The sequence below is a fragment of the Micromonospora sp. DT48 genome, assembly GCF_049844495.1.
Taxonomy (GTDB): Bacteria; Actinomycetota; Actinomycetes; order Mycobacteriales; family Micromonosporaceae; genus Micromonospora.
Genome location: NZ_JBNCLE010000005.1, coordinates 72,542 through 87,413, shown reverse-complemented (window position 1 = coordinate 87,413; position 14,872 = coordinate 72,542). Strand labels below are relative to the sequence as shown.

10 protein-coding genes are annotated in these 14,872 nt (G+C 67.0%); all 10 read right to left on the bottom strand.

Translation table 11 applies throughout. The features are described 5' to 3' along the window. Positions 1-118 precede the first annotated feature (118 nt). Complete coding sequence (locus tag ACLQ2S_RS03405; RefSeq protein WP_230462411.1) at positions 119-3,271, bottom strand: AfsR/SARP family transcriptional regulator; 3,153 nt, start codon at positions 3,269-3,271, stop codon at positions 119-121. 433 nt (positions 3,272-3,704) lie between these two features. Beyond that, entirely contained in the window at positions 3,705-5,015 is a 1,311-nt protein-coding gene (locus tag ACLQ2S_RS03400) for a hypothetical protein (RefSeq protein ID WP_425701092.1), read from the bottom strand. Further along, on the bottom strand, positions 5,015-6,061 hold the full coding sequence (locus ACLQ2S_RS03395; protein ID WP_155215930.1) for a HesA/MoeB/ThiF family protein: 1,047 nt from the start codon (positions 6,059-6,061) through the stop codon (positions 5,015-5,017). Before ACLQ2S_RS03395 ends, ACLQ2S_RS03400 begins: the two co-directional genes overlap by 1 nt. A 253-nt stretch (positions 6,062-6,314) precedes the next feature. Next, on the bottom strand, positions 6,315-7,088 hold the full coding sequence (locus tag ACLQ2S_RS03390) for an SDR family oxidoreductase (protein WP_155215932.1): 774 nt from the start codon (positions 7,086-7,088) through the stop codon (positions 6,315-6,317). Between the two features lie 35 nt (positions 7,089-7,123). Beyond that, the gene (locus ACLQ2S_RS03385) at positions 7,124-8,467 is read right to left on the bottom strand and encodes a hypothetical protein (RefSeq protein ID WP_425701091.1); all 1,344 of its coding nucleotides are present in this window, start codon (positions 8,465-8,467) and stop codon (positions 7,124-7,126) included. A gap of 207 nt (positions 8,468-8,674) precedes the next feature. Further along, entirely contained in the window at positions 8,675-9,358 is a 684-nt protein-coding gene (locus ACLQ2S_RS03380; RefSeq protein WP_425701090.1) for a thioesterase II family protein, read from the bottom strand. A gap of 20 nt (positions 9,359-9,378) precedes the next feature. After that, positions 9,379-11,148 carry an asparagine synthase (glutamine-hydrolyzing) gene (gene asnB / locus ACLQ2S_RS03375; RefSeq protein WP_425701271.1) on the bottom strand — a complete coding sequence of 590 codons (1,770 nt, stop codon included), beginning with the start codon at positions 11,146-11,148 and terminating at the stop codon, positions 9,379-9,381. A gap of 4 nt (positions 11,149-11,152) precedes the next feature. Beyond that, positions 11,153-12,868, bottom strand: a complete 1,716-nt coding sequence (locus ACLQ2S_RS03370; RefSeq protein ID WP_425701089.1) for a non-ribosomal peptide synthetase — start codon at positions 12,866-12,868, stop codon at positions 11,153-11,155. Between the two features lie 16 nt (positions 12,869-12,884). Further along, on the bottom strand, positions 12,885-13,700 hold the full coding sequence (locus ACLQ2S_RS03365) for a fumarylacetoacetate hydrolase family protein (protein WP_425701088.1): 816 nt from the start codon (positions 13,698-13,700) through the stop codon (positions 12,885-12,887). Then, a complete protein-coding gene (locus ACLQ2S_RS03360; RefSeq protein ID WP_425701087.1) occupies positions 13,697-14,764 on the bottom strand; it encodes a hypothetical protein in 1,068 nt (355 codons plus the stop codon). Before ACLQ2S_RS03360 ends, ACLQ2S_RS03365 begins: the two co-directional genes overlap by 4 nt. Positions 14,765-14,872 lie beyond the last annotated feature (108 nt).

Sequence of the window (14,872 nt, the reverse complement as noted above, 5' to 3'; positions counted from 1 at the left end):
CGAACCGCTGAACCCGGGCAGGGACCGGCGGCCACCTGCAGATCGTCGTCTGCGCCGCCGGTCCGCCCCGACCGTGCCCCAACTGACCGGCATCGACACGCGAGGTGCCGAGCGTCGGTCACGACCTCTCGTCGTGGCCATTGACCGGATGTCGGCCACCGACGCCCACCCCAGTAGCCCTGGCATTGCCCTGACGTGGCACCAGTGTCGCGGGCCGGGGCCGCCGCGCTGCTTCCAGCGCGGCGGCGGCCCGTCGCTCCAGGCTGCGATAGCCGGCTCGACGGGTCACCTCCAACGCCCGACCCGCCCGCTCGGCGGCCTCGGCGCGACGGTCGGTCCGGACGAGCAGCAGCGCCGACCCGATCAGGGCTTCCGCTTCCGGGTGCAACGACCCGGCCTGCTGAGCAGAGAGAAGCGCCTTCTCGTGGTGAACCAGGGCCGCCCGCTCGTCGCCCTGCAGGGCGTGCGCCTGCCCGATCGCGTTGTGGGCGTCGGCTGCGATCTGGCGGTCGCCGAGTTCGTTTCCCAGCTCAAGTGCCTTGATCGCGCTGTCGAGGGCTTCCTGACCCACACCGCTGTCGACCCGCACCCGGCTCAGCTCGATCAGGGCCGTGGCCTCGCCGTAACGGTCGCCGATGCCTCGGTGAATCTCCAGACCGTCGTTGATCAGACTCGTGGCCGCGGCGAGATGGCCCAGTTCCCTACGGACCGCACCCAACGCGGTCAACACGCTGGCCTGCCCGGTCGGAGACTTCAACATGCGGTAGCGAACCAGCGCGGCGGCAAGGTAGTCGACTGCTTCCGGAAGTTTGCCCATGCGCCGGTACGCGTCGCCGAGGTTGTTGAGGTTGACCGCGATGCCGGCGAGGCTGTTGCTCGCCTCGTTGGCGTGCAACGCCTGCGTGAAGTGCGCGACAGCCGCCTCCAAATCGCCGAGGTCGCTGTAGACGATGCCCAGGTTGCACAGCGCTGCCGTGCGCCCCTCCGACCACCCCGCCTGCTCGCTCAGCGCGAAGGCCTGCCGCAGGTGAGTGATCGACTTGGCGTAGCGCTTGGTGCTGTGACACGCCTGCGCGAGGCTGTGATGTGCTGCCGCCTGCCCGATCGCGCTGTCCTCGGCACACGCCGCGGCCAGACCGGCCTCGGCAATCGTGAACCAGTCGTGCATGTACTGGCGTAGTGCGAGGTAGCCACGCAACGTGTCGGCGAGCAGGTAGATCAGCGGACGTACCTCGCTGTCGGTGACCACCTTGGCGAGAACCACGAGGTTTGGCCGTTCGCTGTCGAGCCAACCCAGCGCCGCCTGGTGATCGTCGAACGGAACGACCGGCACGCCGGGGGGTGGATCCGGAAGCCGCAGCCGGAACATCTGCGGGTACAGCTGACGGGCGGCGGAGTCCGCCGTGTGCAGGTAGTGGGCCAGCAACCGGCGCAGGGCGGCACCCCGCATCTCGCTGGTGATCTCGATCTGCGCCTGTCGACGAGCGTACAGGCGGAGAAGGTCGTGGTGGCTGAACCTGTCCGGACTGTGCTCGTCCAGGAGATGGGTGGTGACCAACTGCTCGATGAGGAGTTCCGCCGTGGGCACGGTGTCACCCAGCAGCGCGGCTGCGGCCGGCACGGAGATGTCGTGTCCGGGCGCGACACCGAGCAGGCAGAACATGGTTCGCGCCCTGGGCGGCAGCGCCCGGTACGACAGGTCGAACGCGGCACCCACCATGCTCCGCTCGTCGTCGCCGGTGGACAGCAGGTGAAGCCGATCGCCGACGTTGAGCTTGTCGATGTAGTGCTCCACAGAACGCGCCGGCCGGTCCGCAATTGTCGCGGCCGCGATGCGCATGGCGAGCGGAAGGTAGGCGCAGGCGGCGGCCAGAGCCTCGATGGTCTCCGATCCGGTGCTCCTGGCCTGCGAGCCCAGCAGGTGGTTGAACATGGTGGTGGCGTCGTCGGGGGTCAGCACGTCGAGGTGCAACCGGTACGCCCCGTCCACGGCCACCAGCCCGCGGAGTCGGTTCCGGCTCGTGACCAGGACCATGCATCCGGGTGTCGCCGGCAGCAGTGGACGGACGTCACTCACCGCCGCGACATTGTCGATCACCACGAGCACACGGCGGTCCGCCAGCAGTGAGCGGTAGAGAGCGGACAGTTCGTCGACGGCCAGCGGGATGCTGTGCACCGGCGCCCCGAGAGCGCGGACGAACTGGGCGAGGGCCTCGGCCGGACGCACCGGTGTCCGGTTGGCATAGCCGTACATATTGATGTAGAGCTGGCCATCCGGGAAGTGGTGGCGGACCCGGTGGGCCCAGTGTGTCGCGAGCGCCGTCTTGCCGACACCAGCCGAACCGGAGATCACCACCCGGACTCCCGCCGGTCCGGCCCTCGTCGCCAGCATCCGATCGAGCTTTGCCAACCGGTCGGCGCGACCGACGAAGACCGCCGCGTCGACCGGCAATTGTGCTGGCACACAGGGGGTGACCGCCCCGACCGGCGCACTGCTCTCCAGATTCGATGGATCAACGTTCCGGGCCCCGGACGAAGGTTGCAGCATCGCCAGGTGAAGGTCGTTCAGCGCGGGGCCGGGCCCGACGCCGAGATCGTCGAGCATTCGCTGGCGGGTTCGGACATACCAATTGATCGCCTCGGCGCCACGGCCGGTGGCCTGCAATGCCCTCATCAGTTCCGCAACGATGGATTCGGCCAGCGGGTTCTCGGTCGCCAGGGCGGTCAGCGTGTTGATCACGGTATCGGGGCGACCGTTACCCGTCTCCAGCCTTGCCCATTCGACCGCGGCCGTCAGCCGTTCCTGTCCCCACGTCTCGCGCGTGCGCCTCACCCACTCGCCAGAGAGGTCGGCCATAGCGACCCCGCGCCACAACGATATCGCCCGGCCGAGTAGAGCCGCCTTCCGCCGCTGGTCAGGCTCGCCGCACGCTCGTTCACACAGGGACTTGAAACGGCTGACGTCGATCGTTTCCACCGGCGCATCGAGTAGGTAACCCTGGGATGTTCGGGATATCGACACCGGACTGGAGGTGTCCACCTTCGTCAACAGTCGGCGAATCCGGGAGATGTGCGAGTACAGCGTGTTGCGAACAGCAGAGGGCGGACGTTCCCAGACCCGCTCGATGAGGCCGTCGACCGACACGGCCTGCCCCGCGTTGGCTACGAGCACGGCCAGCACGAGCCGCTGTTTCACCGGCCCGAGATCGAGCGGCGCCTGATCCACCAGCACTTTCACCGGGCCGAGCAGACCAAGATCCCATTCGGCCATCACGCCACCAATCTCCGCCCCAGGCACGAGCTCGGGTCCGGTGTCGTCGAGTTGGCCGAAGTACGTACATCGAGTGATTGCTGGCCAATGGACACGGCACGCACAGTTTTGCCCATACCTCGATCAAGCACAAGGGTGTGCACGCCCTCGCAGAGAATCGCGCCCGCCAATCGTCTGAGATGCGCGGTTCGGGGTGTTCGTATAGGACACTCCGGGTCGGTCGGGGTTGTGGTGGTCGATGTTCGCCACGTGCTTCAGATCTCATTCCAGTAGCCGAGAATGCCATCCCAAAAGAAATAGGACGCAACAGATGCTGCAATTTTCGGTACGTTTGACGCTTAACACAAAAGGGCTGGTCAGCGTACGAATGGCGCCAGCCAGCACGACGTTCGCTGCGCGCTGGCCGAACCGGGATACCTCGGTGGCGCGCGGATCAGGCAACATCGGCCTGTGTTCGCCCCGCCCGAACGTCTCCGACGCGGTGCCGTCGATCCGAGAGGGCCAGGCCGACAGTTTCGGCCAGGACCCCGCCGAGCACGGCGAGTGCCGCACAAGCCAGTCCAGGCAGTCCGGCCATGACCGTGGCGACCAGCACCGACACCAGCCCGGCCAGGTGTACGCCCACGCCGTACGCGAGGATCCGCGGTCGGCCGCCGGCCAGGGCACCCGCCCGCAGGTAACCGCGCACCACCCACCCGGCCGGGATCAGCAACGTGGCGACCGACCAGATCAGTGCCAGTTGCAGCGGCTCGCCGGTCAACTGCGAGAAGTTGTGCAGGTAGAGGCTGTGCAGGGGGGTGAACAGCACGAAGCCGTACGCCACGGTTATCACGCCGACCAGGAGGGCACCGAGCATACGCGGAACGGGATCGGCGGGGTTGCGGCGAAGCGCCGCCGCACCGACCGTCTCGTAGTCGCCCATCGGGCCGGTGAACAGCGACAGCAGGCCATAGACGACGGGCCAGGCGGCCAGCGAGGCCAGCGAGGTGGCGGCGTGCGCGATCCCGATCGTGGTGATCAACTGGGGAATCATGTTGAGCATCCGCGCTGCGGCCATCGGCAGGTGTGCCGCGCTGATGACGCCCAGCCCGGCCGCTGGCGCGTCGGCCATGTGGTCTTCCACCGCTCGCACCCCGCGTAACCGCAGGGCCAGCGTTGCCGCCTCGGCACCGGCGCCCAAAGTCAGCGCGGCCGCGCCCCAGGCCGCACCGGAGGCCACGAATGGCGCGGTGCACCACGCGAACGTCGCTGACGCGACCAGGCGGACGCCGGTTGCCACTCCGATGCCACCGGTGGCGCCGAACGCGATGAAGCGGCCGTGCAGGTATCGGCGGGAGGCCACGACCACGGAGGCGGGTGCGAGCGCAAGCAGCGCCGCGCCCGCGTCCCGGGAAGTCGCCTCGTCCAAGCTGAACAGCGCGGCCAGGGCCGGGCGGTACAGTCCGAGCACGGCGATGACCACCGTCGCCGCGATACCGACGGCCATCGCATACCGATGGATGCTGCGTCGTGCGTACCGGCCGTCCAGTGTGACCACCAGCGGTGCCAGCGCCAGGGCCGGGCCATTGACCACCACGATGACGGCGACTGCGATGCCGAGCGCCGCGAGGGCCCGGTCCGGCGATTCGGACCGGGCCACCGCCGCCGCGACCACCGGAATCTCCAGCACCAGCAGGCTGGAGCCCAGGCTGGTCGGCAGCCACTGCCACCAGAGCTGGCCGAGGGTGGATGAACTGCGCGACATCAGGCCGCCGGGCGGTCGCGGCGGTACTGCTCGCACAGACATCCGGACCGGAACTGGTACTCGGTGAAGGTGAAGGTGAGCGTATCGGTGTTCACGTAGAGACTCTGCCCACTGGTGCGGGTGGTCGGTTTGGCCCCGGAGAGCAACTGTAGGACCTCGTTGACGGCGATACCGGCGAGCATGGCGACGGTCGATCCGGTCAGCGCTGCGGTCTGCTCGTGCCGCAGGATGTCGAAGCCGTAGATTCCGGCACACTCCCAGCACGGCGTCACGCCGGGCAGCATGGTGGGGCCGACCCGGGCACCCTTGTCGGTCGCCCCGATCGAGGTCAGCGGTGTCCCGGTACGCAGGCTGGCCAGGTTGGACCAGGAGGCGGCGAACTCCCGTGGCCGATCGAAGGCGTGCAGGAAGAAATCGGCGCCGTCGATCAGCTCGGCCAGGTCGTCCGCAGAGCCGATGGTGCGGTCGTGCGCGGTGAACGTGGTCTGCGAGTTCTGCATGAAGAGGTGGCGGCGCAGCGACTCCAGCTTGTGGGAGCCGACGTCCACCTCGTCGAGGGTGCTGTGGGTGGGTAGGTTGTCGACGGCGAACGTGTCGAAGTCGACCGCCTCGAGGTGCCCCACACCGGCGGCATTGAGCAGGCGTAGCAGGGTGGTACCGCCAGCGCCGGTACCGACGACGACGACCCGGGCGTCCCGAATGCGCCGCTGCCCGTCGAAGCCGGTCCAGCCCGGCCGGTCGAACAGCCGAAGGTAGTTGATCTGGCGACTCCAGCGATCGAGGGTAGCGGGCGGCAGTCCAGCGGTGTCCTCGGCATCGTCGAGGACACCGACCCCGGCGAGGCCCCGCAACCAGTCGTCGGTGTCCGGGTACTTGGCCCTCAACTGCTCGACGCTGTCGGTGCCATCGAGGCCGACCACGAAGTCGACCATCTCCGGCGTCGGGTCGGTGATCCGGACCTTGTCCGGGCCGACACCGATGAACAGGTGGTTCTCGTCCTGGCGGTGGTAGACCCGCAGGAACGGCTTGAGGCGTGGCTTGCTCACGGTCTCCTCCGCATTGGTGGTCACCCTCAGGGGTGGTGGGGGCCTCGCGGCCCCCACCGGGCACGATCAGATCTGGTTGCCGTGCCACTCCTTGACGAGGCCCTCCTCGTACACGCGCTCGATAAGCATCTGGTCACCTCCCTCCATCAGCTGCCGACTCCCGGGTGGGAGTCCGACGGTCACGGTGGCCGGGAACGTCGGCGGTATCGCGGCGAGGTCCAGACGGCGATCCGGTGAACGTTCCGGCCAGGCCCTAGAGGCTCCGGACGAGTCCGCCGTCACAACGCAGCGCGGTCCCGGTGATGTACGAGGCCGGCGTTCCGCAGAGGAACGCGGCTGCGGCGGCGAACTCCGCAGGGCGGCCGTACCGGCCGGCCGGAATCCCGGCGATCGAGAGGGCCTTCGTCTCGGCGACGGTGTGGCCGCTGCGATGCGCGTTGGCCGCGTCGACCGCCGCCGTCCGGTCGGTCTCGATACGCCCCGGCAGGAGCAGATTCACCGTGACGCCGTCGGCAGCCACCTCCGCCGCCAGTGTCTTGAGGTACCCGGCCAGTGCCGCCCGAGCCAGGTTCGACAACGCGAGGTTCGGCAGCGGTGCGGTGACCCCACTGGAACCCACCGCGAGAATTCGTCCCCAGCCCCTCTCTCGCATGGCCGGAAGGGCATACGAGACCAACCTGACGTGCTGTCGCACCAACCCGTCGAACGCTCCGTCGATCGCGTCGACATCGACCTCCGCCGCCGCACCGGGCGGGGGACCCGGCCCGTTCAGAACCAGAATGTCCGGCGCGGCGAAGGCCGCGACCGTTGCCTCGAACAGCGCCACCGGACCGTCATCGGCAAGGAGATCGACGCCGACTCCGACGGCGCTCGGCAGCGCTGCGGCGATCTCCTTCGCGAGGGCCTCCCGGCGACCGGTTATCACGGTGTGCGCGCCTTCGGCTGCCAGCTGCTCGGCTATCGCCCGGCCGAGACCGCCGGTCGACGCACAGACCAGAGCGGTCTTTCCGGCCAAACCAAGATCCATCCGTCCTCCTGAACACCTGACGGCCGAACCGCCGGTCAGCGGCCGGCGACCCGATCGACCATCTCGTCGCCGGCGGAGTTGCGCTTCACGGTGATCACCTTCTGGTGCGGATCGGTGACCATGACGCGCTGTAGCACCCGCGCCTGGTCGGAGATGTCCGTGCGCGGCGACCACAGCGCACCGTCGTACAGGACCCGCAGGTCGTTCACGCTCAGGCCGCTCATGCGCTCCAGGCGCGGCGCGAGGGCACGGTTGTCGGAGCCGGCCAGCAGCGCTCGGATGGCGTCCTCGTCCATGAGCAGATCCGGGTGCTCGGCGGCCAGGAACTCGCGAAGGTGGGCTGCGCCCCCGGCGAAGGGCGAATACACCATGCAGACCAACTGCGTGGTGGTGAGCCCGAAGGCGGTCTCGGCGTACTCGGTCGCCATCCGGCGCGTCCGCTCGATGCCCTCCTCGGTGTCGTACCGCAGGCGCATCTCCTCGACCAGGTGCTCCGGGAAGTTCTTGCGACGCATCAACTCCAGCGCGAAGTCCACGTACTGACCGACGCCCTCGCGGTAGGTGCGTTGGTACACCCGCTCCGTCCGCAACCCACGCAGATGCGCCATGAGCAGAGGGTTGGCGCAGTCGGACTCGGTGAAGTTGAAGGCGACCTCGTCGAACACGAAGTTCAGGAAGTCCGAGAGAAGACGCCAGTGCGCTCCCGAGGCGTAGCTCGTGTAGTCGTAGATCGAGAAGAACCGCAGCGTCGCCGGAACGTCCGAGGTCACCCCGCGCTCCTGGATCCGTTCGACGTCGTCGGGGCCGTGAATCTCCCGGAAGTAGGCGATGGCGAGCCCGTTGAGGGTCTCCAGGGTGCCCTTGAAGCCCATGCGGGCGTCGGCCGGCTTCAGACCAGCCTCCCGCGACAGCTTGCGGATCCACAGTGCGTAGTCGCGCTGCTCCTGGGGAGAGTCTCCAGTGATGATCAGGTCGACCCCGCCGTCGTGGCGGGCCGCGATGCCGAAGGAGTTGGCTACGTTCAGGTTGCAGGCGTTGCAGAAGGTCGCGCGACCGTCGCCGTAGCTGCGGTGGCCAGACATGAGCATGTCGGTGCGGTTGAACTCGATCAGGCGGTGCGGCATCGGGCGGTCCCGCTCGAACGGACGGACCTGCTCGCCCTCCACCAGAAAAAGGTCGACCCGCGGATCTTCGTAGAGATGCAGCGCCTGGTACGTCCGGTCGATGTTCAGCATCACCTGGTACGGCATGCCGCCATGCCGCATGGTCACCACGCGCAGTTGGAACGTGTCGCCATACCGCTCCGCGAGGGCAAGGTGGACGGCGCGCACGAAGGCGACCGCGTACGCACTGTCCTTGCCGCCGCCGTAAGCCACCATGACGGTGTTCCGCGCCAGGTCGTCCTGATATGGCAGGGACTCGTACAGGCGCGTCGCGCATTCCTCGACCGCCGGGACGTCTCGCTCCGGTAGGGCCTTTCGTAGGTCAGCCAGGACCGTTTTACGCAGCATTGAATGTCTCCCCCTAGGTATCTCCGCGAGAAGCGGTCGAACCTGTTTCTTTGGATCGCGCAGCCACGCGGCCGGCTATGGGTGAACGGAAACCGGTATCTCCTCGCGCAGCCAGTTCAGGAATGCGGCATCACTCAGTAACTCCGTGTGACCGCCGGGAAAGTCCTGGTGGGCAAAGCCACCACGGGTCGCCTGGTCCCACTCGGCGATGCCGACGGTGGTGGTGAGCGGATCGGTCTCTCCCCGCGCGGCGAGGATCGCAGAGCGCAGCGGACCGTACCTGGCGGGGTCGAACCCCCTGAGTAGGGTCAGGTCGCTCATGGCGGTGTCGATGATGACCTCCCGCCATTCGCCCGAGGAGTCGAACTCCGGGTTCATCTCGTCGAGGTACACGGCCAGGTCGGCCCGGCTGCGGGTGACCGAGTCGGGCACCGACAGCAGGTGGGGCGGCATCGCCCCGACGACCACCACCGCGGTCGACTCGATCGCGCGCTTCTCCAGCTCGGCGGCCGCCGCGAAGGCGACGTACGCGCCGAAGCTGTGTCCGACGAGCACCGGTCGGAGAATCCGCCGATTCGTCACCTGCTCGACGCAGGACTGCACGACCTGGTCGAACGACGAGGCGGGCTGTCCGAAGTCCTCGCCGAAGCGACCTGGATAGCACACCAGCCAGGCCGACGACTCGAACGCGCGCATGAGCGGGCGTAATTCGCCACCGAAGGAGCCTGCGCCGGGAAGGACGGCGATGTCCAGGCCCATGGGAGCTCTCCTCTCCGATCTCAGAAGCCGAGGCCCAGTTCGTCCATCACCAAGGCGATGCTGATGGCGCTGAGCCGGTAGTCCCATTTGTCCTGCCGGTCGGTCCGGCTGGTGACGAGGCAGTCCGGCGCGAACAGGCCGGTGGCCGCGACGAGCTCAGCCCAGCGGGACCAGGTCTGGCCGGAGACCGAATCGAGGTCCGGCGCGGTGAAGCCGTGCTTCCCTCGGCGCATGACCGAGTCCGGAACGACACCCGCGTAGGCTGCCCGCAGACACGCCTTGCCCTCGAAATCCACAACCTTCGCGTCATCGCCCAGTCGCGCCGCGGCGCTCACGACGGCATTGCCGAGGAACGGATACCGGCCCTCGATCGAGGCCTTCATGAGCATGGAGTCGCCATGGTCGCCCAGCAGGTGACCGGAGAGTTGGACGTAGACGTCGGCGACGGAACGCAGTTGCATCGGCGACAGCCGACGGGCCTCCTCGTCCGAGAAGGGGATCAGCCTCGTCCGCCAGAACTCGTTTCCCGTGACCGCCTCAAGGGCTCTTGAGGAGAGGTATGTGGTTCGGCGATCGTCGAGCCTGCGCCAGTCGACCTCCCAGCTGAACTCCGGGTTTCCCCAGGCCTGCTCGTTCTCGCTACGACCGGAGCGTTTGAACCGGGTTGCGCTGTCGAACGCGTACGAGTCATAGCCGAAGAACAGTTCGTCGGCCCCCTCGCCGGATACGACGCCCTTGATGCCGTTGGTGCGCACGGCCTCCGCCAGCATCATCGCCGCCACGTTGTAGGTCTCGCGCTGCGGATAACAGCAGTGCCGGACCATCTCCTCGAACTTCGTCAGAACGTCCTGGTGCCGGCACAGGATCTGCTCGTGTTTGCTACCGATCTTCTCCGCTACCTCGCGCTGGAACCTGCCCTCGTCGAGCGCCGGATCGTCGAAGACGACGGAGAACGTCCGGACCGGCCGGTCGAGCAGTTGGCTGCACTCCACCGCTATCGCGGTGGAGTCGAATCCACCGCTCAGATAGGCGCCGATCTCCACGTCAGCATGCAGACGGTCGTACGTCGACTGCCGCACGCTCTCCCGAAGCTCCTCGGCGGAGACGGGCGGGCCGCTGTCTGTGAAGTCGCCGTATCGCCAGTAACGGACGGTCTCCTGCCCGTCGGCGTCGAACCGGACGACACAGCCGGGAGGTACCGCCAGCAGGCCGTCCACGAGCGTACGCGGCGCGACGATGTTGCCCAGCGAGAAGTACTGGTCGATGGCGCCGACATCCACCTTCCAGGCCCGGTCGAGGCACTGCACCAGCGGTTTGATCTCCGAGCAGAAATGCACCCGATCGCCATCCACGGCGTAGTACAGCGGGCAAATCCCGAATCGGTCCCGAGCGAGCAGCAGACTGCTGTCAGCTCGGTCGAAGATGACGGTGGCGAACTGTCCGTCCACCAGGCCGAGCCCTTCGATGCCGTAACGGGCCACGAGTTCCGGGACCACGGCGACGTCGACACCGTTGTGCCCTGATTCGGCTCCGCATCGCTCGCGGAGCGCCCGGTGGTTGAACACCTCTCCGTTGGTCATGGCGAGGTAGCGACCGCTGCGGTCCTCCGCCGGTTGCCACCCGTCGACCAGACCCGTCATGCCGAGGCGCGCGAGCTTGGCCGACAGCGTCCCGGTGTTCAGCGAGTAGGTCTCGTCCGGCCCCCGATGGACGATCCGGGAGTGCATGGCGGCTACGAGGCCCCGGTCGAATCGTTCGGTCGGTGAGTAGGTTCCACAAACCCCGCACACGGTGTCACGCACTCCGCTCGGACAGCTGGAGGACCAGATCCTGGAGGTTCCTGGCGCGCAGGATGTCTCGAACGCCGACGTCCATCCAACCCAGCTCCTTGAGCTTCGTCACCAGGATCACGGTCGAGGCCGAGTCGCCTCCGATGTCGAAGAAGTTGTCTGCCAGACCGGCGTCAGTCGTTCCGGTGAGGCGCCGTACGAGTTGGAGAATCTGCTCCTCCACGGGCACCGCGACGGCAGTGTCCGGCTCCGCGCGTCGGCCGGCCCGCAGCGCGTCCCGGTCCACCTTGCCGTTGCGGGTGTACGGCAGCGCGTCGACCCGTTGGATCACCGAAGGAACCTTGTAGCCGTCGAGGACCGACTCCAGGTACCCGCGAACCTCCCGCGCGGTGGCGGCACCCAGGTAGTAGCAGACCAGGGCATCCGCTGCGGCCTGGGCAGAGCCGTCGTGCGACTCGGCGGTGACCACGGCCTCGACAACTCCCGGGCAACGACAGGCGGCGCTCTCGATCTCACCCGGGTCGAGGCGGTAGCCGCGCACCTTCAACTGCCGGTCAACCCGTTCAACGAAGAAGTACTGTCCGTCCCGTTCCTCGACCACATCGCCGGTCCGGTAGACCCGGGCCCCGTTAGCGTCGCGAAAGTGCTGCACACCCGTCGGCGTCAGGTATCCGAGCGCGACACACTCGCCAGTGATCACCAACTCTCCCCGGGGCACGTCGCTACCGGCGGCGTCGACCGCCGTCGGCAGGGGCTCCAGGCGGAGAGCGCCCTCGCCCACCAGGTCGCCCAGCGGTACCCCGTCGGTGCACTGGTCCGGGTTCAGTGGATCGGTGAGGAGATTGCAGATCGTGGTCTCGGTCGTCCCGTAGGCATTGTGGAACGCCGCCACCTCGGACCATCTCCGCACCACTGCCGGGCGGCACGCGCCACCACCGTTGATCACGTGCTGAAGACTCATCGCGGACGTCGGTTCGGTGGCCGTCAGCGCGAACGGCGTGGTCTTGAGGTGGGTGATCCGGAAATCCTCGAGCGTGGCGCCGAGCGTGCCGCCAGGTCGCAGCTGCTGCTCGGGAAGAATCACGAGGCATGCGCCGGCAGTCAGCGTCCAGAAAATCTCCGTGATGCAGCCGTCGAAGGTCAGCCGGGCGAACTGGAGCGTGCGGGACCGCGCCGTCACCTCCAGCCGCCGCACATGGTCCTGGATGACCCGCGCCAGCGGATCGACCCGGACAAGTACGCATTTCGGCTCACCGGTCGAGCCCGAGGTGTGGATCGCGTAGCCGATCCGGTCGCCATCGCCCGGCTCGCTGCCGACCATCCGCGACTGCTGTTCCTCTGCGGCTCCCCACGGGAGCGTCGAAGCTGCGACGAGCGCGGGGATCGGCGACCGGTCCTCCGTACGGGCCACCACCCTGATGCACAGCGAGGCGACCTTGCTCGCGTTCTGGGTTTCGCTGTCGCGTGGGTCGATGAACACGAACGGACACCCGGCAGCCATCGCGCCGATCATGGCGACGATGGAGGACGCAGTCCGCGTGGCCTCGATTCCTACGAACTCCCCGGGCCTGGCCGAGGTCTGAAGTTTTGCGGCGAACTCGTCGACGTACTCACCGAGTTGCCGATAGGTGATCACCTCGTCGGCAGTAGCGAGGGCGTCATGCGATGCGTAGCTCGAAATGGCGGTCTCGACCGCCGATACGATTGAGCTCTGTTTCATGATCAGATCCCAGCCCTCATGCCACGGTGTGTGAGAGAGTGCCAACGCCGTCGACGACGGCCTTTATCACGTCGCCCGGGGAAATCACCGCAGCTCCCGGCGTACCGGTGCAGATCACGGTTCCCGGGGCGATGGTGCGGCCGGCGGTGAAGTACTCGACCAGGTACCCTAGGTCGTACTTCATGTCGGATACGGTGGCGGTGGCGATGACCTCACCGTTGCGTACCGTCGATACGCGAATGGCCTGGAGAGCGGCGTCATCGAACTCGTCCAAGGTCACCAGCTGCGGCCCCACGCTGCAGAAGGTGTCGAATCCCTTGGCCCAGGGGATGTACCGCGGGTTCTCCCGAATCACGTCCTCTGCCGTCATGTCGAGGACGGCGGTGACCCCGACGATGACCGAACGCCATCTGTCGCGGCTTACGTTCTTGCAGGTCTTGCCCACGATGAGGCCCAGTTCCGCCTCGGCGGTCACGCGCTTGCTCTGGGAGGGGAGCGAGATCTGCTGGCCGTTGCCGATGAGACAGCTACGCGGCCGCAGATAGGATCCGGGGCCGGATGCCGGCTGCGGTGCGTTCAGGTCGGCGGAATGGCCCCGGTAGTTCAGCCCCGCACCCCAGATATCGCCGCTGTCCATGATGGTGGCGGCATTCTCGAGCGTGCGGCTGGTGGCCCGCGCGGCGCTGATCTGGTCCGCGATCGTCGTTCGGTGGGACTCCAGTAGATCGTTCATGAGCAGCCCCTGGACGCCGGACAGTGGCACCCAGCCGCCGTCACCTCGGCTGGCGAAGATCTGGTAGCCGCCCTCGACAGCGAATCGGGCCAGCCTCATCGGGCACCTCCAGTGACCGGGGCGTCCAGGGACTTCATGGCGGCCTCAATGGAGCTGACCATCTGATCCGCCGCCTCACGGATATCGTTCTTGTGGATACTGCGCTGAGCCAGTCCAGCGGCCTTTTCCATCAGGATCGCCGGCTCCAGGCCGTGCTCCGCGCAAATCTTCTCGATGAATGGGAAGTAGCCGGAGTGCACCCCGATCACGCCGCCGAGCACCTGTAGGTTCCGGTTCTCCGGGAGTGGTTCGAGGCTGGTTCGGCAGTATCCTGCGATACGCGCCAACTCCTGGTAGGAGTACTTGTCCTCGCCGAGGATGCTCATAATGCCGGCGAGTGACTCGGTCTCCGCATTGCCTGCGCCACGGCCGATCCCGTCCAGCGTACCGTCGACAATCACCGCACCTGTTTCCAGCGCGGCAATGCTGTTCGCGTTCGCCAGACCGAGGTTGTCGTGACCATGAAAGCCGATCACTGGGCACAGGTCCTTCACGACGTGGATGTACTCCTTGACATCGTTCGGCAGCATTGAGCCATAGGAGTCCACGATGTACAAACCGGCCAATCCCGACGGGATTCCGCTCAGCATCTTGGGTATCTCGGATGCGGGAGTGGCACTAGACTTCATGAGGTTGAGATAGACCTCGTCACAGATTTCGACCGCCTGCTCGATATAGTTCAGGTTGTCCGCGACCTGGCTGGCCTCCATGCCGAGCCGGACGAAGGACATACCCTGGTCACATAGATCAGTCAGGGTCGACAGCCGACTGAACTCCGGTTGGGAGAACATGCCCCACGAGGACGAGGTGAGGTTGGACCGGGCAATTTCGCACCACCGGTCCAGCTTGATGTTGCTGGCCGTGAATCCGGCCCGCTCGGCTTCGAATCCGATGCCGTGTCCGATTTCGATCTTTTGGATGGGCGTACTGTCCAGGCGGCGCAGAAGGGACGCTACGAAATTTTCGTCCATCTGGAAGTTCACCGCGTAGGAGCCTTCGCGGAGGGTGGCGTCGAGAACTTCAACGGCCGGATTTCGGAAAGGCGGGGCGAGTGGCGCGGACACTGTCAACTCCCAACCTGCTCGCTTGTGCTGATTGTTACTGGAGCGGCTGATCCGAAGGTTCCGGAAGCCTGGATCAGCCGGTGCTGAAAACGTAGACAGTGCCGTCCT

Bases quoted from the DNA above. Each gene is read 5' to 3' on its own strand.
- ACLQ2S_RS03370 (WP_425701089.1), bottom strand. From the start codon at position 12,868: ATGAAACAGAGCTCAATCGTATCGGCGGTCGAGACCGCCATTTCGAGC.
- ACLQ2S_RS03400 (WP_425701092.1), bottom strand. From the start codon at position 5,015: ATGTCGCGCAGTTCATCCACCCTCGGCCAGCTCTGGTGGCAGTGGCTG.
- ACLQ2S_RS03380 (WP_425701090.1), bottom strand. From the start codon at position 9,358: ATGGGCCTGGACATCGCCGTCCTTCCCGGCGCAGGCTCCTTCGGTGGC.
- ACLQ2S_RS03405 (WP_230462411.1), bottom strand. From the start codon at position 3,271: ATGGCCGAATGGGATCTTGGTCTGCTCGGCCCGGTGAAAGTGCTGGTG.
- ACLQ2S_RS03390 (WP_155215932.1), bottom strand. From the start codon at position 7,088: ATGGATCTTGGTTTGGCCGGAAAGACCGCTCTGGTCTGTGCGTCGACC.
- ACLQ2S_RS03365 (WP_425701088.1), bottom strand. From the start codon at position 13,700: ATGAGGCTGGCCCGATTCGCTGTCGAGGGCGGCTACCAGATCTTCGCC.
- ACLQ2S_RS03385 (WP_425701091.1), bottom strand. From the start codon at position 8,467: ATGGTGGCTTACGGCGGCGGCAAGGACAGTGCGTACGCGGTCGCCTTC.